General features: G+C 66.7%; 17 protein-coding genes. 13 read left to right on the plus strand and 4 right to left on the minus strand.

Features of this window, described 5'->3' with window-relative positions; genetic code table 11:
- Positions 1–56: 56 nt before the first annotated feature.
- Positions 57–1,928: a molecular chaperone HtpG gene (gene htpG, locus ACNR9O_RS05460; RefSeq protein ID WP_473682274.1), complete on the plus strand. Its 1,872-nt coding sequence runs from the start codon at positions 57–59 to the stop codon at positions 1,926–1,928.
- A gap of 74 nt (positions 1,929–2,002) precedes the next feature.
- On the opposite strand, the gene ACNR9O_RS05465 is transcribed toward htpG, so the two are convergent.
- On the minus strand, positions 2,003–2,548 hold the full coding sequence (locus ACNR9O_RS05465; protein WP_473682273.1) for a hypothetical protein: 546 nt from the start codon (positions 2,546–2,548) through the stop codon (positions 2,003–2,005).
- A 224-nt stretch (positions 2,549–2,772) separates the two neighbouring features.
- Here ACNR9O_RS05465 and ACNR9O_RS05470 point away from each other — a divergent pair, with 224 nt between their 5' ends.
- From ACNR9O_RS05470 to ACNR9O_RS05480, 3 genes are all read left to right on the plus strand, one after another.
- Positions 2,773–3,675 (plus strand): AEC family transporter, encoded by a 903-nt coding sequence (locus ACNR9O_RS05470; protein ID WP_473682272.1) that lies wholly within the window; start codon positions 2,773–2,775, stop codon positions 3,673–3,675.
- Between the two features lie 22 nt (positions 3,676–3,697).
- Positions 3,698–4,093, plus strand: coding sequence for an RNA-binding S4 domain-containing protein (locus ACNR9O_RS05475; protein WP_473682271.1), 396 nt, complete (start codon positions 3,698–3,700; stop codon positions 4,091–4,093).
- A gap of 106 nt (positions 4,094–4,199) precedes the next feature.
- Entirely contained in the window at positions 4,200–4,745 is a 546-nt protein-coding gene (locus ACNR9O_RS05480; RefSeq protein WP_473682270.1) for a response regulator, read from the plus strand.
- Between the two features lie 54 nt (positions 4,746–4,799).
- On the opposite strand, the gene katG is transcribed toward ACNR9O_RS05480, so the two are convergent.
- Together katG and ACNR9O_RS05490 are read right to left on the minus strand one after the other, a co-directional pair.
- Positions 4,800–6,980, minus strand: coding sequence for a catalase/peroxidase HPI (gene katG / locus ACNR9O_RS05485; RefSeq protein ID WP_473700748.1), 2,181 nt, complete (start codon positions 6,978–6,980; stop codon positions 4,800–4,802).
- A gap of 166 nt (positions 6,981–7,146) precedes the next feature.
- Positions 7,147–7,884 (minus strand): TetR/AcrR family transcriptional regulator, encoded by a 738-nt coding sequence (locus tag ACNR9O_RS05490; RefSeq protein ID WP_473682268.1) that lies wholly within the window; start codon positions 7,882–7,884, stop codon positions 7,147–7,149.
- A gap of 40 nt (positions 7,885–7,924) precedes the next feature.
- Here ACNR9O_RS05490 and ACNR9O_RS05495 point away from each other — a divergent pair, with 40 nt between their 5' ends.
- Positions 7,925–8,554 carry a glutathione S-transferase family protein gene (locus tag ACNR9O_RS05495; protein WP_473682267.1) on the plus strand — a complete coding sequence of 210 codons (630 nt, stop codon included), beginning with the start codon at positions 7,925–7,927 and terminating at the stop codon, positions 8,552–8,554.
- 46 nt (positions 8,555–8,600) lie between these two features.
- Here the strand turns inward: ACNR9O_RS05495 and mutS are convergent, their stop codons facing one another.
- Positions 8,601–11,174 (minus strand): DNA mismatch repair protein MutS, encoded by a 2,574-nt coding sequence (gene mutS, locus ACNR9O_RS05500; RefSeq protein WP_473700708.1) that lies wholly within the window; start codon positions 11,172–11,174, stop codon positions 8,601–8,603.
- 228 nt (positions 11,175–11,402) lie between these two features.
- On the opposite strand from mutS, the gene ACNR9O_RS05505 reads away from it, so the two are divergent.
- The 8 genes from ACNR9O_RS05505 (at position 11,403) to alaS (ending at position 21,513) form a co-directional block, all read left to right on the plus strand.
- The gene (locus tag ACNR9O_RS05505; protein ID WP_473682265.1) at positions 11,403–12,470 is read left to right on the plus strand and encodes a VirK/YbjX family protein; all 1,068 of its coding nucleotides are present in this window, start codon (positions 11,403–11,405) and stop codon (positions 12,468–12,470) included.
- Positions 12,458–13,006: an RNA polymerase sigma factor gene (locus ACNR9O_RS05510; protein ID WP_473682264.1), complete on the plus strand. Its 549-nt coding sequence runs from the start codon at positions 12,458–12,460 to the stop codon at positions 13,004–13,006. The genes ACNR9O_RS05505 and ACNR9O_RS05510 overlap by 13 nt, the downstream gene beginning before the upstream one ends.
- Positions 13,006–13,953, plus strand: a complete 948-nt coding sequence (locus ACNR9O_RS05515; protein WP_473682263.1) for a FecR family protein — start codon at positions 13,006–13,008, stop codon at positions 13,951–13,953. The genes ACNR9O_RS05510 and ACNR9O_RS05515 overlap by 1 nt, the downstream gene beginning before the upstream one ends.
- A 117-nt stretch (positions 13,954–14,070) precedes the next feature.
- The gene (locus tag ACNR9O_RS05520; RefSeq protein ID WP_473682262.1) at positions 14,071–16,467 is read left to right on the plus strand and encodes a TonB-dependent siderophore receptor; all 2,397 of its coding nucleotides are present in this window, start codon (positions 14,071–14,073) and stop codon (positions 16,465–16,467) included.
- 102 nt (positions 16,468–16,569) lie between these two features.
- Positions 16,570–17,079 carry a CinA family protein gene (locus ACNR9O_RS05525; protein ID WP_473682261.1) on the plus strand — a complete coding sequence of 170 codons (510 nt, stop codon included), beginning with the start codon at positions 16,570–16,572 and terminating at the stop codon, positions 17,077–17,079.
- A gap of 136 nt (positions 17,080–17,215) precedes the next feature.
- Complete coding sequence (recA, locus tag ACNR9O_RS05530; RefSeq protein WP_473682260.1) at positions 17,216–18,259, plus strand: recombinase RecA; 1,044 nt, start codon at positions 17,216–17,218, stop codon at positions 18,257–18,259.
- Between the two features lie 62 nt (positions 18,260–18,321).
- Positions 18,322–18,813 carry a regulatory protein RecX gene (locus ACNR9O_RS05535; RefSeq protein ID WP_473682259.1) on the plus strand — a complete coding sequence of 164 codons (492 nt, stop codon included), beginning with the start codon at positions 18,322–18,324 and terminating at the stop codon, positions 18,811–18,813.
- A 63-nt stretch (positions 18,814–18,876) separates the two neighbouring features.
- A complete protein-coding gene (gene alaS, locus ACNR9O_RS05540) occupies positions 18,877–21,513 on the plus strand; it encodes an alanine--tRNA ligase (RefSeq protein WP_473682258.1) in 2,637 nt (878 codons plus the stop codon).
- The last annotated feature ends 29 nt before the right edge of the window (positions 21,514–21,542 follow it).

Below are 21,542 nucleotides of genomic sequence, written 5' to 3' on the forward strand. Positions count from 1 at the left end.
CGCCCGCCTCCCTTTCGTCCATTGTCACGAGCCATCCACGCAACGATTCCGCGTCCATGACTACCGCCAACGTCGAAACCCGCAAGTTCGAAGCCGAGGTCGCCCAGGTCCTGCATCTGGTGACCCATTCGCTGTACTCGCACAAGGAAATCTTCCTGCGCGAGCTGATCTCCAACGCCTCCGATGCCTGCGACAAGCTGCGCTTCGAATCCATCGCCCAGCCGGAACTGCTGGCCGGCGAGGGCGAGCTGCGCATCGATGTCAGCTGGGATCCGCAGGCGCGCACCGTCACCGTGCGCGACAACGGCGTGGGCATGACGCTCGATGAAGTGGTCGCCAACATCGGCACCATCGCCAGCTCCGGCACGCGGCGCTTCCTGGAGGCGATGAGCGCCGAGCAGAAGACCGACGCCCGCCTGATCGGCCAGTTCGGCGTGGGCTTCTACTCCGCATTCGTCGTGGCCGACCGCGTCACCGTGCTCACCCGGCGCGCCGGCGCGCCGGTCGGCGAGGGCGTGAAGTGGGAGAGCGACGGCAAGGGCGAGTATTCGCTGGAGAAGCTCGACCTGCCCGAACGCGGTACCGCCGTGGTCCTGCATCTGAAGCCCGACGAGGACGATTTCCTGCAGCCGTGGACGTTGCGTTCGCTGATCACACGCTACTCCGACCACGTCGCCTTCCCGATCCGCATGCCCAAGGATGAGGATGGCAAGCCCGGTAGCGAGTGGGAGACGGTCAACGCTGCGTCGGCCCTGTGGACCAAGCCCAAGTCGGAGATCAGCGACGAGGACTACCAGAGCTTCTACAAATCGCTGGGCCACGATTTCAACGACGCGCTGGCGTGGTCGCACAACCGCGTGGAAGGCAGCCAGAGCTTCACTACGTTGCTGTACATCCCTGCACAGCCGCCGTTCGAGCTGATGATGGGCGGGCGCGATGAGCGCAAGGGGCTGAAGCTCTACATCAAGCGCGTCTTCATCATGGACGCGGCCGAAGAGCTGCTGCCCAACTATCTGCGCTTCGTGCGCGGCGTGGTGGATGCGGACGACCTGCCGCTCAATGTCAGCCGCGAGATCCTGCAGCAGAACCGGCAACTGGAGCGCATTAAGAGTGCCTGCGTGAAGCGCGTGCTCGACCTGCTCGAGAAGCTGGCGCGCGACGAGCCCGAGAAGTTCGCCACCTTCTACAAGGACTTCGGCAATACGCTGAAGGAAGGCATCGTCGAGGACCACGCCAACCGCGAGCGCATCGCCAAGCTGCTGCGTTTTGCCTCTACCAAGGGCGATGGCGCGGCGCAGACGGTGTCGCTGGACGACTACATCGGTCGCATGCCCGTCGGGCAGGACACCATCTGGTACATCACTGCCGACAGCCATGCCGCGGCTGCTGGCAGCCCGCAGCTGGAAGCGTTCAAGGCCAAAGATATCGAAGTCCTGCTGATGTCCGACCGCATCGACGAATGGATGCTGGGCAGCCTCACCGAGTACGCCGGCAAGAAATTGCAGAACGTCGCCAAGGGCGAGCTGCCGCTGGACGAGGCGGACAAGCAGAAGCAGGAAGAAGCCACCAAGGCCGCCGAGCCGCTGCTGAAGAAGCTCAAGGAGCTGCTGGGCGAGCGGGTGAAGGACGTGCGCGTGTCGGCACGCCTCACCGATTCGCCGTCCTGCCTGGCGCTGTCCGATTACGAGATGGCGCCGCACCTGGCGCGCCTGCTGCGCGAAGCCGGGCATGACTTGCCGGAGAGCAAGCCGACGTTGGAGATCAATCCGCGGCATGTCCTGCTCCAGCGTGTCGAAGCCGAGGCCGACCAGGGCAAGGCCAGCGACCTGGCCAATCTTCTGCTGGAACAGGCGGAGATCGCGGCCGGCGCGCCGCTGCCGGATCCGGCGGCATTCGTGCAGCGCATGAATCGCGTGCTGCTGGGTTGACGACTCGCTTCGTTCGCCAACAAAAAAAGCCCGCCATATCGGCGGGCTTTTTTGTTGTTCTACGGCGATGAATGCTAACGCTGCCGCCCTGGCGAGGAAGCGGCATTCGTAGCCGCCGGTTGCGAGGGAGTGATCGTCGGCATGCGTGTTTCGCCCACGGGGGAGCGGAAGCCCCGGTCGGGCATGAAGCGTTCGGGGTAAACGTGCTGCCGGAAGTCATCGTTGGCCAGCATCAGGCGGCGACCGTCCAAGTTGACCCAATGCCATTTGCCGATCGGGACCGGCTGGGTGGACACATAAGCGAAGCCGGCATCGTACTTGCCGTCGGGCCGCGGATCCGCCTTCAAGGCAACGTTGATGATGCACTGGCTGCTGACGGCCTTGTCTTTCCAGTGCGCAGGGCCGGATACCATCTCGTCCAGATTCGTACGCAGGATCCGCTGGATCGCAGGCGGCAGCTGCATCGCCGGCGAGGCGTCGGTGATCTTGCCGGTGTTGTCGACGCTGACCAGGACGGGCAGGGCCTTCAACGGAAAATCGCTGAGCGAATCGCTGGCCGCCGCCGCATGGGATGCGACGAGGGAGACGCCCAGTACCGCGAGGAAACGAAAACGCTTCATGGCTGGCTCCTTGTCTCGACGTGGCCCCCCGGCCGCGTGCGGCCTCCTCCACGGCGGATAACTCTGATCCTGGCCAGGATCGGTGTCAACGAACGCTCGCACGGGGCTGAGTGCGCCCCAGCTCGCTGTCGCTCGAGACGCAATTGCTTGTGGCGCCCGAAAAAAGCTGCCACGCGAAAAAGCTTTGTCGTCTAATGGCGTATCGCGGACTTTCCCTCGTTCCCATGGAAGCTTTACTGCTGATTTTCGCGTGCCTCGGTCTGGGCATGCTGGTCAGGCGCTTCGCGTCGCCGCCGGCCGGGACGGTACACGGCATCAACTGGTGGGTGATCAACGTCGCGCTGCCGGCCCTGGTGCTCGAGCTGGTGCCGCAGGTGAAGGTGGATCCACAGTTGTGGTTTCCCGTCGCCACCATGTGGATCACATTCTTCGGGGCGTGGGGGCTGTTCGCTCTGCTCGGACGCTGGCTGGGCTGGTCACGCGGTCGGGTGGGGGCGCTCACCTTGGTCTGCGGCCTGGGCAATACCTCGTTCATGGGGTATCCGATGATGCAGGCGCTGCATGGAGCCGAAGGCTTGAAGCTGGCGGTGGTGGCCGACCAGCTCGGCTGTTTTCCGCTGCTGGCCTCCGCTGGCGTCGTGGTGGCCAATCTGTACGCGGGACACCGGCCGCAGCCGCTTGCCATCGTTCGCCGCATTCTGACGTTTCCCGCCTTCCTGGCCCTGGTTGTCGGCGCCATCGCCGGGGCGTTCGGAGGCTGGCCGGTGCTGGTGGATGGTGTGCTGGCGCCGGTGGGCGCCACGCTGACGCCGCTGGCGCTGTTCTCGGTCGGCCTTCAGTTCAAATTTCATCTTGGCGAGCGCCAGGGCGGCGCGCTCGGCCTGGGTCTGGCCTGGAAGCTGGCGCTCGCGCCGCTGCTGGGGCTGGCGCTGGGTCTGGCAGCGGGGGTGGGCGGCCTGGTGCTCACGGTGGGCGTGTTGCAAGCGGCGATGGCGCCGATGATTTCCGCGGCGATCCTGGCGGACGAGCATGGCCTGGAGCCTTCGCTGGCCAATACCGTGCTGGGCGCCGGCATCGTGCTTTCCCTGGTGACGGTGCCGTTGGCGAATCTGCTCCTAGGCGCTTGACGCTGGCGCGATAATAAGCGGCATGATTTCGCCCATCCCTGCATCGACCACCGTGCGCGCGGACGTCTGGCTCTGGGCCGCGCGCTTCTTCAAGACCCGCAGCCTCGCCAAGCAGGCCATCGACGGCGGCAAGATCAGCGTCAACGATGTCGGCTGCAAGCCCGCCAAGACGCTACGCCCAGGCGATCGCATCCGCATCACCCGCGGCGAGGAGCGGCTGGAGGTCGAGGTGCTGGTCATGTCCGAACAGCGCGGGCCGGCCAGCGTGGCGCAGACGCTGTATCGGGAGACCGAGGCGAGCCTGCAGGCGCGCGAAGCGGCGCGTGAACAGCGGCGTCTGGTCGGAGCGATTGGCCCGCTGCGGCGCCCGGACAAGCAGGAGCGTCGCGAATTGCGACGGTTGAAGGACTCCGGCTGAGCAGCGTATCGCAGTTTGTCCGGCGCATCTGAGGGAGCATGGGCGCCAGGACAACAAAGCGGCGCGCACGATAAGCGACCGCGCACAGGCTGCAAGGGGGCATGCCATGACGGGGATCGGATTCTTCAAGCGCCTGCTCGGCGCCACCGCGCACGAGCCGGATTCACCGCATCGGCTACAGGCTCCGGAGGGCACCCGCGTACTGGTGGTCGACGATTCGCCGACCATCCTGGCGGTGCTGGGCAAGCAGCTGGACCAGGAAGGCTACGCGACGGTGAAGGCTGCCGACGGCGAGCGCGCGCTGGAGCTGGCGCGCGAGGAACAGCCGGCACTGATCTTCCTGGACATCGTGCTGCCGGGCATCAACGGCTTCAAGGTATTGCGCACGTTGCGGCACGACCCGCTGACGCGCGATATCCCGATCGTGATGATCAGCGGCAATCAGCAGGCAACCGAACAGTTCTACGTGCAACGCTTCGGCGCCGACGATTTCATCAAGAAGCCGTTCGGACGCGCCGAGCTGACCGCCTGCATCCACAAGCTGGTGTCGTCGGGCCGCCTTGCGGCGCGCGAAGTGGTACGCGAGATCGCAGCGCCGCCGATGCCGGAAGAGAGTGTCGTACCGGAATCGGTGGCAGGCATCGCCGCCTGATCGAACAAAAAAAACGGCCCGCGCATGCGGGCCGTTTTTTTGTACCTCATGGCATCAGGCCAGATCGAAGCGGTCCAGGTTCATCACTTTGTCCCAGGCCGCCACGAAATCGTGGACGAACTTCGTCTGAGCGTCGGCGCTCCCGTACACCTCCGCCAGAGCGCGAAGCTGCGAGTTGGAGCCGAAAACCAGGTCCACGCGAGTGCCGGTCCACTTCAGCTCGCCGGTCTTGCGGTCGCGGCCCTCGAACACGTCCTGGGACCGGGAGACCGCCTTCCACTCCGTGCCCATGTCGAGCAGGTTCACGAAGAAGTCGTTGGTCAGTGCCTGTGGCCGCTGGGTAAAGACGCCGTGGCGGGTGTGTCCGACGTTCGTATCGAGCGCGCGCAGCCCGCCGACCAGCACGGTCATCTCCGGCGCATTGAGCGTCAGCAGCTGCGCCTTGTCGACCAGCAGTACCTCGGCCGGCACGCTGTACTTGCCCTTGAGGTAGTTGCGGAAACCATCCGCGATGGGTTCCAGCACGGCGAAGGATTCCACGTCGGTCTGCTCTTGCGAGGCGTCCATGCGGCCCGGCGCGAACGGCACGGTCACCTCGACGCCGGCGTTTCTGGCTGCCTGCTCCACGCCGGCACCGCCACCCAGCACGATCAGGTCGGCCAGCGAGATTTGCTTGCCGCCCACAGCGGACCGGTTGAAATCCTGCTGGATGCCTTCGAGCGTCTTCAGCACCTTCGCCAGCTGTTCCGGTTGATTGGCCTCCCAATCCTTCTGCGGGGCCAGACGGATGCGCGCACCGTTGGCGCCGCCGCGCTTGTCGGAGCCGCGGAAGGTAGAAGCCGACGCCCAGGCGGTCGAGACCAGCTCCGACACGGACAGGCCCGAAGCGAGGATCTTGCTCTTGAGCGCGGCGATGTCCTGCGCATCGATCAGTGCATGGTCGACGGCCGGAATCGGGTCCTGCCAGATCAGCGCTTCGGCCGGCACTTCCGGACCGAGGTAGCGTGCGCGCGGGCCCATGTCGCGATGGGTGAGCTTGAACCACGCGCGGGCGAAGGCATCGGCGAACTGCTCCGGGTGCTCGCGGAAACGGCGGGAGATCTTCTCGTAGGCGGGGTCGAAACGCAGCGAGAGGTCCGTCGTCAGCATGGTCGGCCGGTGCTTCTTCGAGGCGTCGTGCGCATCCGGGATGACCTCGCCGGCATCCTTCGCCACCCACTGGTGTGCGCCGGCGGGACTCTTGGTGAGCTCCCACTCGTAGCCGAACAGATTCTCGAAGAAGCCATTGCCCCAGCGGGTCGGCGTGGTGGTCCAGGTGACTTCCAGGCCGCTGGTGATGGCGTCGCCGCCCTTGCCGGTGTTGAAGCTGCTGCGCCAGCCGAGGCCTTGTTCTTCGAGGCCAGCCGCTTCCGGCTCCGCGCCCACATGGTCGGCGGGGCCGGCGCCGTGGGTCTTGCCGAAGGTGTGGCCGCCGGCGATCAGGGCGACGGTCTCTTCGTCGTTCATCGCCATGCGGGCGAAGGTTTCGCGGATGTCCCTGGCTGCCGCAAGCGGATCGGGCTTGCCTTCAGGGCCTTCCGGGTTCACGTAGATCAAGCCCATCTGCACGGCGGCCAGCGGATTTTCCAGATCGCGCTCGCCGGAATAGCGCTTGTCGCCACCCAGCCAAGTGGTCTCGGTACCCCAGTAGACGTCTTCTTCCGGTTCCCACACGTCGGGACGGCCGCCGGCGAAGCCGAAGGTCTTGAAGCCCATCGATTCCAGCGCGACGTTGCCGGCGAGAATCATCAGGTCGGCCCAGGAAATGTTGCGCCCGTACTTCTGCTTGACCGGCCACAGCAGGCGGCGCGCCTTGTCCAGGTTGCCGTTGTCCGGCCAGCTGTTGAGCGGCGCGAAGCGCTGCTGCCCCGCGCCCGCTCCGCCGCGGCCATCGCCGGTGCGGTAGGTGCCGGCGCTGTGCCAGGCCATGCGGATGAACAGCGGGCCGTAATGGCCGAAGTCGGCCGGCCACCAATCCTGCGAATCTGTCATCAATGCGAGCAGGTCGCGCTTCACCGCCGGCAGGTCCAGGCTCTTGAACGCCGCGGCGTAGTCGAAGCCCGGATCCATCGGATCGGACTTCGACGAATGCTGGTGCAGGATCTTCAGATTCAGCTGGTTCGGCCACCAATCCTTGTTAGTGGTGCCGCTGCCGCCGGCGGCGTGGTGGAACGGACATTTCGACTCGCGCGACAGCTCGGGCGCGGTCTCGGCGGTCGGGGTCACGATATGGGGGTCTTGATTCACGGCGGCGTTCCTTATCTGGTCGGAGTGGCTGGCGTCGGCTGGCTGACGATCCCAATCTACGCAGGCCGCGAGCTTAGGTGAATTAGATTGTTTTGATTCAAACCATAGTCTGCGACTATGACGCGCGAGTGGCTGTCTCCGGGTCGATCAGTTCCAGCGCCACTGTCTGCGCGGCGTGCCGCACCTCGTCGGCGAATCTGCGGTCATCGATCGTGCGGGCGAGGATCATCGCGCCCACGCACATCGCGGTGACCGCCAGGCCACGCTCGCGCGCCTTGGCGTCGCCGACGCTGCCCATGCCGCTACTCATCATGTCGGCCATATGCTCGAGCAGCTGGCAGTAGGCCTGCCGCACCTGCGGTCCGGCGCGGGCGGCGTCGGAAGGCAGGGCGATCATCGGGCAATGGCCTTCGAGATCCTCCAGATGCGCGGTGGAGAGATAGATGTTCACCATCTGCCGCGCGCAGGCGGAGCCCTGCGCTTGCGGATCGAAACGGATGCCATCCCATCGCTCGGTGGGATTGAAGGTCAGGTAGAGCGACACAGCTTCGGCATAGAGTTCTTCCTTGGCTTTGAAGTGGTTGTAGAAACCACCGCGAGTGAGGCCGGCGCGCTGCATGATTTCATCGATGGAGACATTGGCGAAGCCGCGGCGATTGAACAGTTCACGTGCGCACTCGACGATGCGTTGCCGGGTCTTCTGTTTGTGTTCGGCGGTATAAGGCATGGCGACATCACGGACGTGGAGGCACCAGACGGGAGCCGGGCGGCGCAAGCCTACTCCTGAAGCACCTGCTCCTGAAGCAGAATATGTTCTTGAACATATGTAGTGCGCGGGCAGACTGCTGGTCATCCCCCTGGGGCACCAGCCCCTTATCCATGGAGGCATGACCATGAAGCTGTACTACGCGCAGACCATGAACCCGCGCAAGGCTTGTGCGGTGGCGAAGTACCTGGGATCGCCGGTGGAGTTCGTGCAGGTGGACCTGGCCAAGGGCGAGCATCGCTCTCCGGCCTTCCTCGCCGAGAATCCGAACGGCAAGGTCCCGCTGCTGGTCGACGGCGATCTTCATCTGTGGGAAAGCACGGCCATCATGGCTCATCTGGCGGTGAAGGCAGGCTCGGACCTCTGGCCCTCGGATGCCGCCAGCCAGGTGGAAGTGCTGCGCTGGCTGTCGTGGGATATCGCGCATTTCTCGCGCCACGGCGGCTCGCTGTACTTCGAACACATCATCAAGCCCTGGGCCGGGCTGGGCGAAGCGAATGCGGCGGCGGTGGAGGAGGCGACCGGTTTCTTCCGGCGTTTCGCGGCCGTGCTCGATGCGCACCTGGCCACGCGCGACTATCTGGTGGGCGACAAGCTGAGCATTGCGGATTTCGGCGTCGGCGTGCTGCTGCCGTGGGCGAAGGAGGCGCGCCTGCCGGTGGACGGTTTTGCCAACATCCTGCGCTGGCACGAGCGGCTGATGGCCTTGCCTGCCTGGCGCGATCCGTTCCCTGCGCCGCTGCCTGTTGCGGCCTGATCGCGATTGAAAAACGGGGCGCCGCTGGCGCCCCGTTCCATGTGTCTCAGAGCAGAGCCTTGAGGCGATAGAGCACGTCCAGCGCTTCGCGCGGCGTCAGCGCGTCGGGATCCACGTCTTCCAGCGCGCGTTCGGCGGCCGACGGTTCGGCGGGCGCGAACAGGCCCAGCTGCGGTGAGCTGCCGGCTTTCGGCTTTGCCGCCGATGCCTGCTGATGCATGCCTTTCTCGAGTTCCGCCAGGGTGCGGCGTGCGTCCGCGATCACCGATTTGGGCAAGCCCGCCAGCGCCGCCACCTGCAGGCCGAAGCTGCGATTGGCGGGGCCTTCCTTCACTGCATGCATGAAGACCAGCTGGTCGCCGTATTCCACGGCATCCAGGTGCACGTTGGCGATGGTCGAGTACTCATTGGCCAGCTCGGTCAGTTCGAAGTAGTGCGTGGCGAACAGCGTGTAGGCGCGACTGCTCGCGGCCAGGTGCACCGCGGCAGCGCGTGCCAGGGCCAGGCCGTCGTAGGTGCTGGTGCCGCGGCCCACCTCGTCCATCAGCACCAGGCTCGCTTCGGTGGCATTGTGCAGGATGTTGGCGGTCTCGCTCATTTCCACCATGAAGGTGGATTGGCCGCGCGAGAGATCGTCGCCCGCGCCAATGCGCGTGAAGATGCGGTCGATGGGCCCGATGGCCGCGCGGCTGGCCGGCACGTAGCTGCCGATGTGGGCGAGCAGCACGATCAAGGCGTTCTGACGCATGTAGGTCGATTTACCACCCATGTTCGGGCCGGTGATCACCAGCATGCGGCGCGCATCGCCGAGCAGGAGGTCGTTCGGCTCGAACGGTTCGGCGCGCACCTTTTCCACCACCGGATGGCGGCCGCGCTCGATCAGGATGCCCGGCTCGTCGCTGAGTTCGGGCTGGCTCCAGTCCAGCGTGGCGGCGCGTTCGGCGAGCGTGGACAGCACGTCCAGCTCGGCCATCGCGGCGGCGGCGGCTTTCAGCGGTTCGAGACGTTCGGTCAGCGTATCGAGCAAGGCTTCGTACAGTGCGCGCTCGCGCATCAGCGAGCGTTCCTTGGCGGAAAGCACCTTGTCTTCGAAGGTCTTCAGCTCTTCGGTGATGTAGCGCTCGGCGTTCTTGGTGGTCTGGCGGCGCGTGTAGTGCGTGGGCGCCTTGTCGGCCTGACCCTTGCTGATCTCGATGTAGTAGCCGTGGACGCGGTTGTAGCCGACCTTCAGCGTCGAAATGCCGCTGGCGGCTTTCTCGCGCTCTTCCAGTTCGACCAGGAACTGATCGGCGTGGGTGGCCAGGCGGCGCAGTTCGTCCAGCTCGGCGTCGTAGCCGTCGGCGATCACGCCGCCGTCGCGCTGCAGTACCGGCGGCTGCGGCACGATCGCCGCGACGAGCAGGGCGGCGTTGTCGGCGTGGTCGCCGATGCGCTCGACCAGGGCGTGCAGCAGCGGACTGTCCAGCGTAGCGATTTCTTCGCGCAGCAGCGGCGCGGCGGCAAGGCCGTCGCGCAGGGTGGAGAGGTCGCGCGGCCGCGCCGAGCGCAAGGCCACGCGGGCGAGAATGCGTTCCAGGTCGCCGATGCCGCGCAGGCGTTCGCGCAGGCTTTCGTAGCGGCGATGGTCGATCAGCGCGCCGATCGCCTGGTGGCGCCGGCGCAGCGGCTCGCGCGCGCGCAGCGGGCGGTTGAGCCATCGGCGCAGCAGGCGCGCGCCCATCGGCGTCACGCTCTCGTCGAGCACGCCGAGCAAGGTGTGTTCGGTGCGGCCGCTCGGATGCGTGTCCAGTTCCAGGTTGCGGCGGGTGGCCGCGTCCATGGCGATGGTTTCGCTGGCGCTTTCTACCGCCATGCCGGAGAGATGCGGCAGCGCGCTCTTCTGGGTCTCTTCGACATAGCCGAGCAGGCAGCCGGCGGCGGCGATCGCCAGCGGTAGGTTGTCCACGCCGAAACCGCCCAGGTCGCGCGTGCCGAAGAAGCGGTTGAGTTCGCGCCGCGCCGCATCGCCGTCGAAATGCCAGGGCGGCCGCCGGCGCAGGCCGGGCAGGGAGCTGACCAGTTTGGGCCAGGCCACGGCTTCGTCGACCAGTGTTTCGGCGGGTTGCAAGCGCGCCAGTTCGGCGGCGAGGGCTTCGGCGCCCGGTACTTCGCTGAGCAGGAAGCGGCCGCTGCCCAGGTCCACCCAGGCCAGGCCGTAGGAGGCTTGCGGACCGGCGGCGATGGCCAGCAGCAGATTGTCGCGGCGTTCTTCCAGCAACGCGGCATCGGTAACCGTGCCCGGCGTGACGATGCGCACTACCTTGCGCTCGACGATGCCCTTGGCCAGCGCCGGATCGCCGATCTGTTCGCAGATCGCCACCGACTCGCCCAGCCGCACGAGCTTGGCCAGGTAGTTCTCCACGGCGTGGTAGGGCACGCCCGCCATCGGAATCGGCTGGCCGGCCGACTGGCCGCGCTGGGTCAGCGTGATGTCGAGCAGCCGCGCCGCCTTGCGGGCGTCGTCATAAAACAGCTCATAGAAATCGCCCATGCGGAAGAACAGCAGCACCTCCGGATGCTCGGCCTTGGCCGAGAGGTACTGGCGCATGAGGGGGGTATGTTCGAGATGGGCGTCCGTCATCGTGTCCGTGAGTTCCAAGGAGCTCCGCCATGGCTGGCCGGGAGCGTGCATCCCCGGCGCCGGTGAGATGCCCAGGGAGGCGAGGCGGCGGGAGCGAAAGAGCCGAAGGATACGGCCTCGGGCTTCGGTGCACGAGGGGCGACGCATCGGACGGTCGCGGCGGTCGTTTCAAATTTCGCGGGTGACTTCGTCGTTCGGGGGCCTTTCCCCTTTTCGCGAGTGCGACCTTTGAACGCCCGACCCACTTCCTCCGCTTCCGACGTCCTGACGACGGGCCTCGGTGCATGGCACCGGGCGGATGGACCCCTGTTCCGGCGGCCGCGCAACGCCGGCGCCGGCTGGATTGCCTCCCTGCAAGACCGCCACGATTGGCCCGAAGATACGTATCTGCGCTGCCGCGAAGCGGTGAAGTACCTGGCCAGAAGCGCATGCCTGCCTTGGCGGCATTCGCGCTATCTGCATTTCATCCAGGGACAGGGGAGGCTGCGCGCCCTGCGGCAGCGCGATCCCCGGCTGCTCGAGCGCCATCTGCACCGGTTCGTCAACCTGCACTGGCGGCGCCGCGATCGCGTGCGCGCTCTGCTTTCGCACTACCGCTTCATGCTGGCGCGCCTGCCGGGAGCCTTGTTCGATGCGGTTTACCTGGAAGGCGGCGTGCCCCTTGGCCTGCTGCCGCTGAAGGACGGGCGCGAACTGGTGCTCAGCCTGCGCCCGTCCATCCACAAAGGATGCGAGGGCGAACTCACGCTGCAGCTCGACGATCTGGATGGCCGCGCCTTGTACCGCATCGTATTCACCGTCATCGATGACGGCAGTGCGCTGGCCATCGGCTGTCTGCAGGGGCCGGGCGGCGCCGACGCGCGCGACCTGGTGCGCGATCTCACGCGCCAGATGCATGGCCTGCGACCGAAGCAGCTGATGCTGGCGCTGACGTATGCGTTTGCGCGCGAGCTGGGTATCTCCCGCCTGCTGGGCATCGCCAATGCGGCCCACCCCCTGCATCGCCGCCGTGGCGAGCGTTTCCAGGCCGACTACGACGCGTTCTGGCTGGAGCAGCAAGGCGTCGCCGATCCGCGGGGATGGTTCGCGCTGCCGACGGAGGCGCCGCGCAAGAGCGAAGCGGAGGTGCCAAGCAACCACCGCAGTGCGTTCCGGCGCCGCGAAGCGTTGCGCTGCCAGGCGGAGGCACTGCTGACGGGTGCATTGCGCCGCGCCCCGTTGACGTCCACCATGCCGGCCTGTGCCGCGCACGGCACGTCGTTCCCGCTGCCAGTGGAGCACGCTTGGATACCTTGACGCCCTTTCCGGAACCGTCCGGCGCGGGCAAGACGCACGCCCAGCGCCTGGAGGCGCTGTGCCGCGAGCACCACCGTGCGCTGATCGCGTTCCTGCAGTGCCGCCTGCAATCGGCCTCCGACGCACAGGAGGTGGCGCAGGAGTCGTACGTGCGGCTGCTCACGCTGGAACGCCCCGAGCAGGTGGAAGACCTGCGTGCCTACTTGTTCCGTACCGCATCGAATCTTGCGCTGGACCGTCTGCGTCAGCGCGTGGTGCACATGCGCGCGCTGGACGAGACCGCTGTGCGCGAACCGCGCACGGCTCCCGCGCCGGAGCGCAGGGCGATGGCGGTGGAGCGCCTGCAGGGGATGCGCAGCGCCTTGGGCGAATTGCCGCCGAAAACGCGCGAGGCATTCATGGCGCACATCATCGAAGGGCGTGATTTCGGTGTGGTCGCCCGCGCCATGAAACTCAGCGAGCGCATGGTGCGTTATCACGTGAACCGGGCTCTGGCGCATTGCCGCGCCAGGCTCGATCAGATGGAGGAAGGGTGATGTCCCACATCGGCACGAACGATGAAGCGCTGCTGCGGGATGCCGCCGACTGGTGCCTGCGCCTGCGCGCGCCAGAGCTTGCGGACGAGACCCTGGCACAGTGGCTGGTCTGGTCCGAGCAGCCCGGACACTTGGCCGCCTTCGAGCGCATGAGCGCGATGCTCGACGACGTGGCGGCGCTGGACGAGGCTGGGCGCGACGTGCTGCGCAAGGCTGCGCCCGCACCGCGCGCACGGCGCTGGATGCCGCTGGCCCTGGCCGCTGGCCTGGCCACGCTGGCACTGGGCGGGTATCTGGCATGGACCTTTGCCACTGCCGCGTTCTCGCGCGACTACGCCAGCGACATCGCGCAGCGCCGCGATGTGAAGTTGCCCGATGGCACACGAGTAGCACTGGGTGGCGCATCGAGGCTGGGGGCGCATTTCGACGGCGCCATGCGCCGCGTGAATCTGCGCGAAGGCGAGGCGTTCTTCCAGATCGCCCCCAACGATGCGCCATTCGAAGTGAGCGCAGGCGCGGTGCGTATCCTCGATGTCGGCACGGCATTCGATGTGCGGCGTGGTGGCGATCGCGTCACGGTAGATGTAGCCGAAGGGCGCGTGCGGGTATTTACCCCCGGGCACGGCGGCGTGGAGGCCATCGCCGGCCAGCGCATCGTCTATGTGCCGGAGAGCGGCGTGAGCGTGGCGCGGATCGACCCGGCGCGCACGGCCGCCTGGCGCGACAACCGGCTGGAATTCGACAACGAGCCGCTGGGTGCGGTGGTGGCCAGCCTCAACCGCTACAGCGCAAGGCCGGTACGCATCGCCGACAGTGGGCTGGCCTCGCTCGGCTTCACCGGCACCATCCGCACGGATGCGATCGACCACTGGCTCGAGGCCTTGCCACAGGTGTTGCCGGTGCGCGTGGAGTCGCACCCGGACGAAATCGTGCTGAGTCGCCGGTAGTTCCCGCGACAGTCCGGCGCAAGGTCCGGGCAGGCTGGCGTTGTTGCGGGCCAGCGTTCCAGCGGGCGTTGCGCATGTCAAAATCGCCATTTTTCGCACTGGGGAATGGCGCAGGACATGGGGCGTTTCACGTTGCTGTTCGCCTGCGGCTGCCTGCTGGTATCGCCGTGGGCGTGCCGTGCGGCGGCTGAGGCAGCCGATGGTGCCCTGGCGTCCGCGCACCTGCATTTCGCCCTTCCTTCCCAGGCGCTGGCGCCGGCGCTGATCGCCTATGGCGAGCAGGCGAATGTTCAGGTGCTGGTGTCCGGCGAGCTGGCGGCCTCGCTGCGCTCGACGGCGATGCAGGGCGAATTCTCCCGCGAGGAGGCGCTTGCCGGATTGCTGCGCGGTACGTCGCTGACTTATCGCTTCATCGGCGCCACGACGGTGGTAATCAGGCCCCGTTCCGCGCCGGCCGAGGGGCCGCAGGAAACGCCGCCGGTACCGGTGACAGACCTAGCGCCGGTGCACGCCTTCGGGCTGTTTGCCAGAGGATATCGGGCCGAGTACGCCAGCGGCTCCGCGCGCCTGGATGCCGATCCGGCCGATCTGCCGCAGTCGGTGGGCGTGGTGACGCGGGATCTGATGGAAGCGCGCCAGGATCGCACCGTGCCCGATGCGCTGCGCACCTTGGCCGGCGTGCAATACGTGGACACCGACGTGGGCCTGCCACAGTTCCGCATCCGCGGTTTCCGCACCGGCAATGGATTGACCGACGGCATGCCCAACGCGGTGGTCGGCGTTGGCGACATGCCGCCGCTGGTGGCGGTCGAGCGCATCGAAGTGCCGCGCGGGCCGCAGTCGATCCTGGGCGATGTCTCTACCAACAATAATTTTGGCGGACTGGTCGGCCTGGTGATGAAGAGGCCGCAGGCCGAGCCGGTGCGGCGCCTGTCGTGGGCGCTGGGCAGTCGCGGCGATACCCAGCTCGACGGCGATATCGCTGGTGCGTTCGATCATGAAAAGCACTGGCTTTATCGATTGGTGGTCTCCGCCGATCGCGTCGACCACACGCCGCAGGGTTACGTTGGGCGACGTACCAACTACGTGGCGCCTTCGATCGGCTGGAACGGGCGCGATACGCAATGGATCGTGGGCCTGTCGCGCATGGTCAATCGTTTTCCGTTGCCGGACTATGTGACCTGGCTGGACGGCACGCCGTCCTCGGCGACGCCGGCGCGACTGCTGCTGGGTAATGCGCAGGATCACGCCACGTTCCGTACGAGTCGCTACTACTACCTGTTCGAGCACGCCTTCGACGATATCTGGTCGCTGCGCAGCCGCGCGCAGTACGTGCACGAAACCAATCTGCAGGAAGCATGGCTGGTGGACTTTCCATCGTCCGACGGGCCCGCCGATGCGGTGGCGGACAAGTACCGCTACACGGATGCGTTCTACACGCTGCAGAACGAACTGGTTGCCGCTTTCGCGTTCGGCGCGACGCGCCACACAATGATGCTCGGCTTCGACTATTCGCGTGCCCGCGTCGGACGTTTCGAGGACGAGCAGGCGATTATCGGCGACGGCAGCATCGATTTGCTGGGCGGCGAGCGCCTGCCGCCGGTCAGTTCGCTCGCGCTGGACAAGGGCATGGGCCTGCTGGGCGCGGGCAGTTATTCAGGCGAGCCGTGGGTGACCGACAGCGGTTTGTTCCTGCAGGACCAGATGCAGTTGGGCGAGCACTGGAATGCGCTGGTGGCGATCCGCCGTTCCGCCTATGTGCTTTCCACCCAGCATCGTGACGGCTCGCCGTGGGTGCGGCGCAAGGCGCAGTGGGTGCCCAACCTCGGCGTGGTCTACAAGCCGAGACCGGGCGTAGCGCTCTATGCCAGCCTTTCTCACGGCTTCCAGCCGGACACGGTGCTCGGCAGGAACGGCAAGCCGTTGCTGCCAGCGCTATCGCGGCAGCTCGAGGCAGGTGCGAAGTTCGATCTGGCCCAGGAACGGGCGCGGCTGACGGTGGCGTGGTATCGGATCGCGCTCGATCGCAGCACCGATCTGTTTTCACCCAAGCCGCCTTATTTCGGCTATCGCGGGCCGGGACAGACCAATCAGGGCATCGAAGTCGAACTCAACGGCCGGTTGACGCGCGGGCTGGACGTCAGCGCGAGCTACACGTATGCGCGCGTGCAGAAACATGATGGATCACCAGCGACTGGCGCGCCGCGCAGCCGTCTTGATGCATGGGCAACGTACACCTTCGACGCCGGCGCGCGGGCCGGCTGGGGCATCGGCGGCGGGCTGCACGCACGCAGCCGCGCGATCGGCGTGCTGAGCGATGGCCAGACCACGTTCCGCAATCCAGGCCAGTACAGCCTCGATGCGAATGTCTTCTATCGCGCGCCGCGCTGGAGCGTGGCGCTGGGTGTGCGCAATCTGCTCGGGAGGCAGCTGCGCGCCGAGGATTTCGACGACAGCTTCGTTCCGCTTGGCGAGCGACGCAGTGTGCTGCTTAGCGGCAGCTACGACTTTTAAGGCGCATGCGTCGCGTCAAGTCTTGGCCCGGGGAGCGTTAAGGGGTAGAACAGCCCGCTCCGCACCTCTCGAAGGAAGTGCCGTTCGCCCGCTGGAGTTTTCATGACCGTGCCGTCCGTTCCCACCGATGCCGATCTGGAGGCGCTGGCGCGCGACGTCGCCGCCGCCGCGCTGGCCGCCAAGCTCATGCTGGTGACCGCCGAATCCTGCACCGGCGGCTGGATCGCCAAGGCGCTGACCGACCTGCCGGGCAGCTCGGCGTGGTTCGACGCCGGTGTGGTGACCTACAGCTACGAAGCGAAGGAGGCGTTGCTGGGCGTCAATCCGCGCACGCTCGAGCGCACCGGTGCGGTGAGCGAAGAAACCGCGCTGGAAATGGTTTCCGGCGCGCTGGCACGCTTCGGCGCCGGCATGGCGGTAGCGGTTACTGGCATTGCCGGCCCCAGCGGCGGCACCGCGGACAAGCCGGTCGGTACGGTGTGGATCGGCTGGAAGCGCCGCGGCGGGTATGCGCACGGCCGGCTGTTCCACTTCGAGGGCGACCGCGAAGCGATCCGGCGCCAGACCGTGGCGGCGGCCCTCGTCGGCGTGCGCAAGGCGCTGACGGAATAAGCATCTCGCGCCTACACGGACCGGCTTGACCGGTGTGGGATACTGGCCGTCTGCCTGATCGCAGCCCATGAGACGCGGCCGGCGCATCATGCTCGCCACTCACTGACCACTCCTACAGCACTCGGGATACAAGACGATGGATGACAACAAGCGCAAGGCGCTCGCTTCCGCTCTCGGCCAGATCGAAAAGCAGTTCGGCAAGGGCGCGGTCATGCGCATGGGCGACCGCACCGACGACGCCATCGAGACCGTATCCACCGGCTCGCTGGGCCTGGACATCGCGCTGGGCGTGGGTGGCCTGCCGCGCGGCCGCGTGATCGAGATCTACGGTCCGGAATCCTCGGGCAAGACCACGCTCACCCTGCAAGTCATCGCCAATTGCCAGAAGAACGGCGGTACCGCGGCCTTCGTCGACGCCGAGCACGCGCTGGACCCGACCTACGCCGCCAAGCTGGGCGTGAACGTGGACGACCTGCTGGTCTCCCAGCCCGATACCGGCGAGCAGGCACTGGAAATCGCCGACATGCTGGTGCGCTCCGGCGCGGTGGACGTGGTGGTGGTCGACTCGGTCGCCGCACTGACCCCGAAAGCCGAAATCGAAGGCGAGATGGGCGATTCCCACGTCGGCCTGCACGCCCGCCTGATGAGCCAGGCGCTGCGCAAGCTCACCGCCAACATCAAGAAGTCCAACTGCCTGGTGATCTTCATCAACCAGATCCGCATGAAGATCGGCGTGATGTTCGGCAGCCCCGAGACCACCACCGGCGGCAACGCGCTGAAGTTCTACGCCTCGGTGCGCCTGGACATTCGCCGCATCGGCGCGGTGAAGAAGGGCGAGGAAGTGATCGGCTCGGAGACCCGCGTCAAGGTGGTCAAGAACAAGGTGGCCCCGCCGTTCCGCCAGGCCGAGTTCGAGATCCTCTACGGCGAGGGCAGCTCGCGCGAGGGCGAGATCATCGAGCTGGGCGTGGCGCAGAACCTGATCGACAAGTCCGGCGCCTGGTACAGCTATAAGGGCGACCGCATCGGCCAGGGCAAGGAGAACGTGCGCCAGTTCCTGCGCGACAACCCGGCCATCGCCAACGAGATCGACCAGGAGCTGCGCGCGCGCCTGCTGGTGAGCAGCGGCGGCGGCAAGGGCAGCACGCCGGCGTCCGAAGAGGCGCTGGAAGAGGCCTGAGGCCCACATGGGCCGGGCGCCACGCCCGGCCCGGGCCCCTCTGATCCGAACGGCCCGGACGCATGAGCCGTAAAGACGACAAGGATGACAAGCCTCGGCGCAGCGCCTATGACAAGGCGCTGGGCCTGCTGGCGCGCCGCGAGCACTCACGTCGGGAGCTGCGCCAGAAGCTGCGCCAGGGTGGCTACGACGGCGAGGAGTCCGGCGAGGCACTCGACCGCCTCGGTGCGCAGCACTACCAGGACGACGACCGCTTCGGCGAGGTGCTGGTGCGTAGCCGCGCCGCCCAGGGCTACGGCCCGGTGCGCCTGCGCGCGGAACTGAAGAGCCATGGCCTGTCCGATGCCCGTATCCGCGAATTGGTGGACGGGGCCGACGTGGACTGGGCCGAATCCGCCGCTGCCCAGCTGCGCCGACGCTATGGCGCCAAGGCCCCCGCGGACACGGCCGAAAAGGCCCGTCGGGCGCAATTTCTCTTGCGCCGGGGCTTTCCCGCCGCCACAGTAAGAGGTCTTACCCACGCCGAAGTGGACGAGGCCGACGAAAGCGACTGATCGCCCGGCTCCGTCGCGGCGTGGCCTGCAGCTCCGGCGCCACAGACCAACGATCCGCACGCAATGAAGACGGCCGACATCCGCTCCACCTTCCTCGAATTCTTCCGTTCCAAGGACCACACCATTGTGCCGTCCAGCTCGCTGGTGCCGGCCAGCGACCCGACCCTGCTGTTCACCAACTCGGGCATGGTGCAGTTCAAGAACGTGTTCCTGGGCAGCGAGAAGCTGCCGTACGTGCGCGCTGCCGACGTGCAGCGCTGCCTGCGTGCGGGCGGCAAGCACAACGACCTGGATTCAGTGGGCTACACCGCGCGCCACCACACGTTCTTCGAGATGCTCGGCAACTGGTCGTTCGGCGATTACTTCAAGCGCGACGCCATTCGCTACGCATGGGAGCTGCTGACCGGCGTCTTCAAGCTGCCGGCGGAGAAGCTGTGGGTCACCGTCTACCACACGGACGACGAGGCCTACGGCATCTGGCACCAGGAGATGGGCGTGCCGGCGGAGCGCATCGTGCGCATCGGCGACAACAAGGGCGCGCCATTCGCGTCGGACAACTTCTGGCAGATGGCCGATACCGGGCCCTGCGGTCCCTGCACCGAGATCTTTTACGACCACGGCCCGCAGATCGCCGGTGGCCCGCCCGGCTCGCCCGAAGAGGACGGCGACCGCTACATCGAGATCTGGAATCTGGTGTTCATGCAGTTCGACCGCGCCCCCGACGGCACGCTGTCGCCGTTGCCCGCCCCGTGCGTGGATACGGGCATGGGCCTGGAGCGCCTGGCCGCCGTGCTGCAGCACGTGCATTCGAATTATGAGATCGACCTGTTCGAGCACTTGATCAAGGTCGCGGCCCAGCTTACCGGCACGCCGGATCTGGCGAACAAGTCGCTGCGCGTGATCGCCGACCACATCCGCGCCTGCTCCTTCCTGATCGTGGATGGCGTGCTGCCGTCGAACGAGGGCCGCGGCTATGTGCTCCGCCGCATCATCCGCCGGGCGCTGCGCCACGGTTGGATGCTGGGCGTGCGCGGCGATTTCTTCTGGAAGATGGTCCAGCCGCTGGTGGAAGAGATGGGCGCGGCGTACCCGGAGCTGGCCGCCAAGCAAGCTTTCGTCGAGGACGCCCTGCGCACCGAAGAGCAGCGTTTCGGCGAGACGCTGGAGCACGGCATGCGCGTGTTCGACGAGGTGGCGGGCAAGTCCGGTCAGACCATCCCAGGCGCGGATGCGTTCCGTCTCTACGACACCTATGGTTTTCCGGTCGACCTGACGGCCGACATTGCGCGCGAGCGCGGTCTCTCGGTGGATATGGAAGGTTTCGAGCGGGCCATGGAGGAGCAGCAGGAGCGCAGCCGCAAAGGCAGCCGCTTCGAGGCCAAGGGCACCATGCCGGCCGAACTGGCCAGCCAGCTCAAGCCCACCGATTTCCTCGGCTACGAGGCCATCTCGGCCAAGGGCTGCAAGGTCGTCGGCATCGTGCGCGACGGCAAGCAGGTCGAGCAACTGGCCGAAGGCGAGGAGGGGTTCGTGATCCTCGACCGCACGCCGTTCTATGCCGAGTCTGGCGGCCAGGTCGGCGATACCGGCAATCTCGTCAATGGCGCTGGCCGTTTCGACGTGGCCGACACCTTGAAGATGGGCGGCGTATTCTTCGGCCATGCCGGCCGCTGGCACGGCGCGCAGCCGCTGCGCGCGGGCGACGCCGTCGATGCGTTGGTCGACGGCGCGCGTCGCCAGGCGATCGTGTTGAACCATTCGGCTACCCATCTGCTGCATGCTGCCCTGCGAAAGGTGCTGGGCGAGCATGTGACGCAGAAGGGTTCGCTGGTGGCGCCACAGCGCCTGCGCTTCGACTTCGCGCACTTCAAACCGGTATCGCGCGAGGAACTTGCGCGCATCGAAGAACTGGTCAACGCGGAAGTGCGCCGCAACGCCGAGGCCGAAATTCGCCACATGGGCTACGACCAGGCGATCGAGTTCGGCGCCATGGCGCTGTTCGGCGAGAAGTACGGCGATGAAGTGCGCGTGCTGAAGATGGGCGACTTCTCGACCGAGCTGTGCGGCGGCACGCACGTTGGCCGCACCGGCGACATCGGCCTGTTCAAGATCGTCAGCGAAGCGGGCGTGGCCTCGGGCGTGCGCCGCATCGAAGCGGTGACCGGTACCGGTGCGTTGGCTTACGTGACGGATGAAGAGCGTCGCCTGGGCGAGCTTTCGCAACTGCTCTCGACCAGTGGCGAAGAGGTGGTGGAGAAGCTGCGCCAGCTGCTGGACAAGCAGAAGAAGCTCGAACGCGAGCTGGAGTCGCTGCGCGCCAAGGCAGCAGGCTCGGCCACGGCCGACCTGGCCTCGTCCGCGCACGATGTAGGTGGCGTGAAAGTGGTCGCGGCTCGCCTGGAAGGCCTCGACGCGAAGGCGCTGCGCGACAGCGTGGATCAGCTCAAGCAGCAACTGGCCGATTGCGTGGTGCTGCTGGCCGGCGCCGCCGATGGCCGCGTGTCGCTGGTGGCCGGCGTGCACGGCAAGGCGCTGGGCCGCGTGAAGGCTGGCGATGTCGTGGCTCATGTCGCCAGCCAGATCGATGGCAAGGGCGGCGGCCGCCCTGACATGGCCCAGGGTGGTGGCGCGGATACCGCGGCATTGCCCGCTCTGCTGGCGGCTCTGCCGGCCTGGATTGGTGAGCGCCTGGTTGGATAAAACCAAGGTGAATAGACCGCATGCCATAG

It is taken from the genome of Dyella sp. CR10, assembly GCF_055814425.1.

What these genes read in the sequence shown, in the direction of transcription:
- ACNR9O_RS05520 (WP_473682262.1), top strand. Translation starts at nt 14,071, where the DNA reads ATGGGGCGTTTCACGTTGCTGTTCGCCTGCGGCTGCCTGCTGGTATCG.
- ACNR9O_RS05525 (WP_473682261.1), top strand. Translation starts at nt 16,570, where the DNA reads ATGACCGTGCCGTCCGTTCCCACCGATGCCGATCTGGAGGCGCTGGCG.
- recA (WP_473682260.1), top strand. Translation starts at nt 17,216, where the DNA reads ATGGATGACAACAAGCGCAAGGCGCTCGCTTCCGCTCTCGGCCAGATC.
- htpG (WP_473682274.1), top strand. Translation starts at nt 57, where the DNA reads ATGACTACCGCCAACGTCGAAACCCGCAAGTTCGAAGCCGAGGTCGCC.
- alaS (WP_473682258.1), top strand. Translation starts at nt 18,877, where the DNA reads ATGAAGACGGCCGACATCCGCTCCACCTTCCTCGAATTCTTCCGTTCC.
- ACNR9O_RS05535 (WP_473682259.1), top strand. Translation starts at nt 18,322, where the DNA reads ATGAGCCGTAAAGACGACAAGGATGACAAGCCTCGGCGCAGCGCCTAT.
- ACNR9O_RS05515 (WP_473682263.1), top strand. Translation starts at nt 13,006, where the DNA reads ATGTCCCACATCGGCACGAACGATGAAGCGCTGCTGCGGGATGCCGCC.
- ACNR9O_RS05480 (WP_473682270.1), top strand. Translation starts at nt 4,200, where the DNA reads ATGACGGGGATCGGATTCTTCAAGCGCCTGCTCGGCGCCACCGCGCAC.
- ACNR9O_RS05495 (WP_473682267.1), top strand. Translation starts at nt 7,925, where the DNA reads ATGAAGCTGTACTACGCGCAGACCATGAACCCGCGCAAGGCTTGTGCG.
- ACNR9O_RS05475 (WP_473682271.1), top strand. Translation starts at nt 3,698, where the DNA reads ATGATTTCGCCCATCCCTGCATCGACCACCGTGCGCGCGGACGTCTGG.
- mutS (WP_473700708.1), bottom strand. Translation starts at nt 11,174, where the DNA reads ATGACGGACGCCCATCTCGAACATACCCCCCTCATGCGCCAGTACCTC.
- ACNR9O_RS05490 (WP_473682268.1), bottom strand. Translation starts at nt 7,884, where the DNA reads ATGACCAGCAGTCTGCCCGCGCACTACATATGTTCAAGAACATATTCT.
- ACNR9O_RS05470 (WP_473682272.1), top strand. Translation starts at nt 2,773, where the DNA reads ATGGAAGCTTTACTGCTGATTTTCGCGTGCCTCGGTCTGGGCATGCTG.
- ACNR9O_RS05465 (WP_473682273.1), bottom strand. Translation starts at nt 2,548, where the DNA reads ATGAAGCGTTTTCGTTTCCTCGCGGTACTGGGCGTCTCCCTCGTCGCA.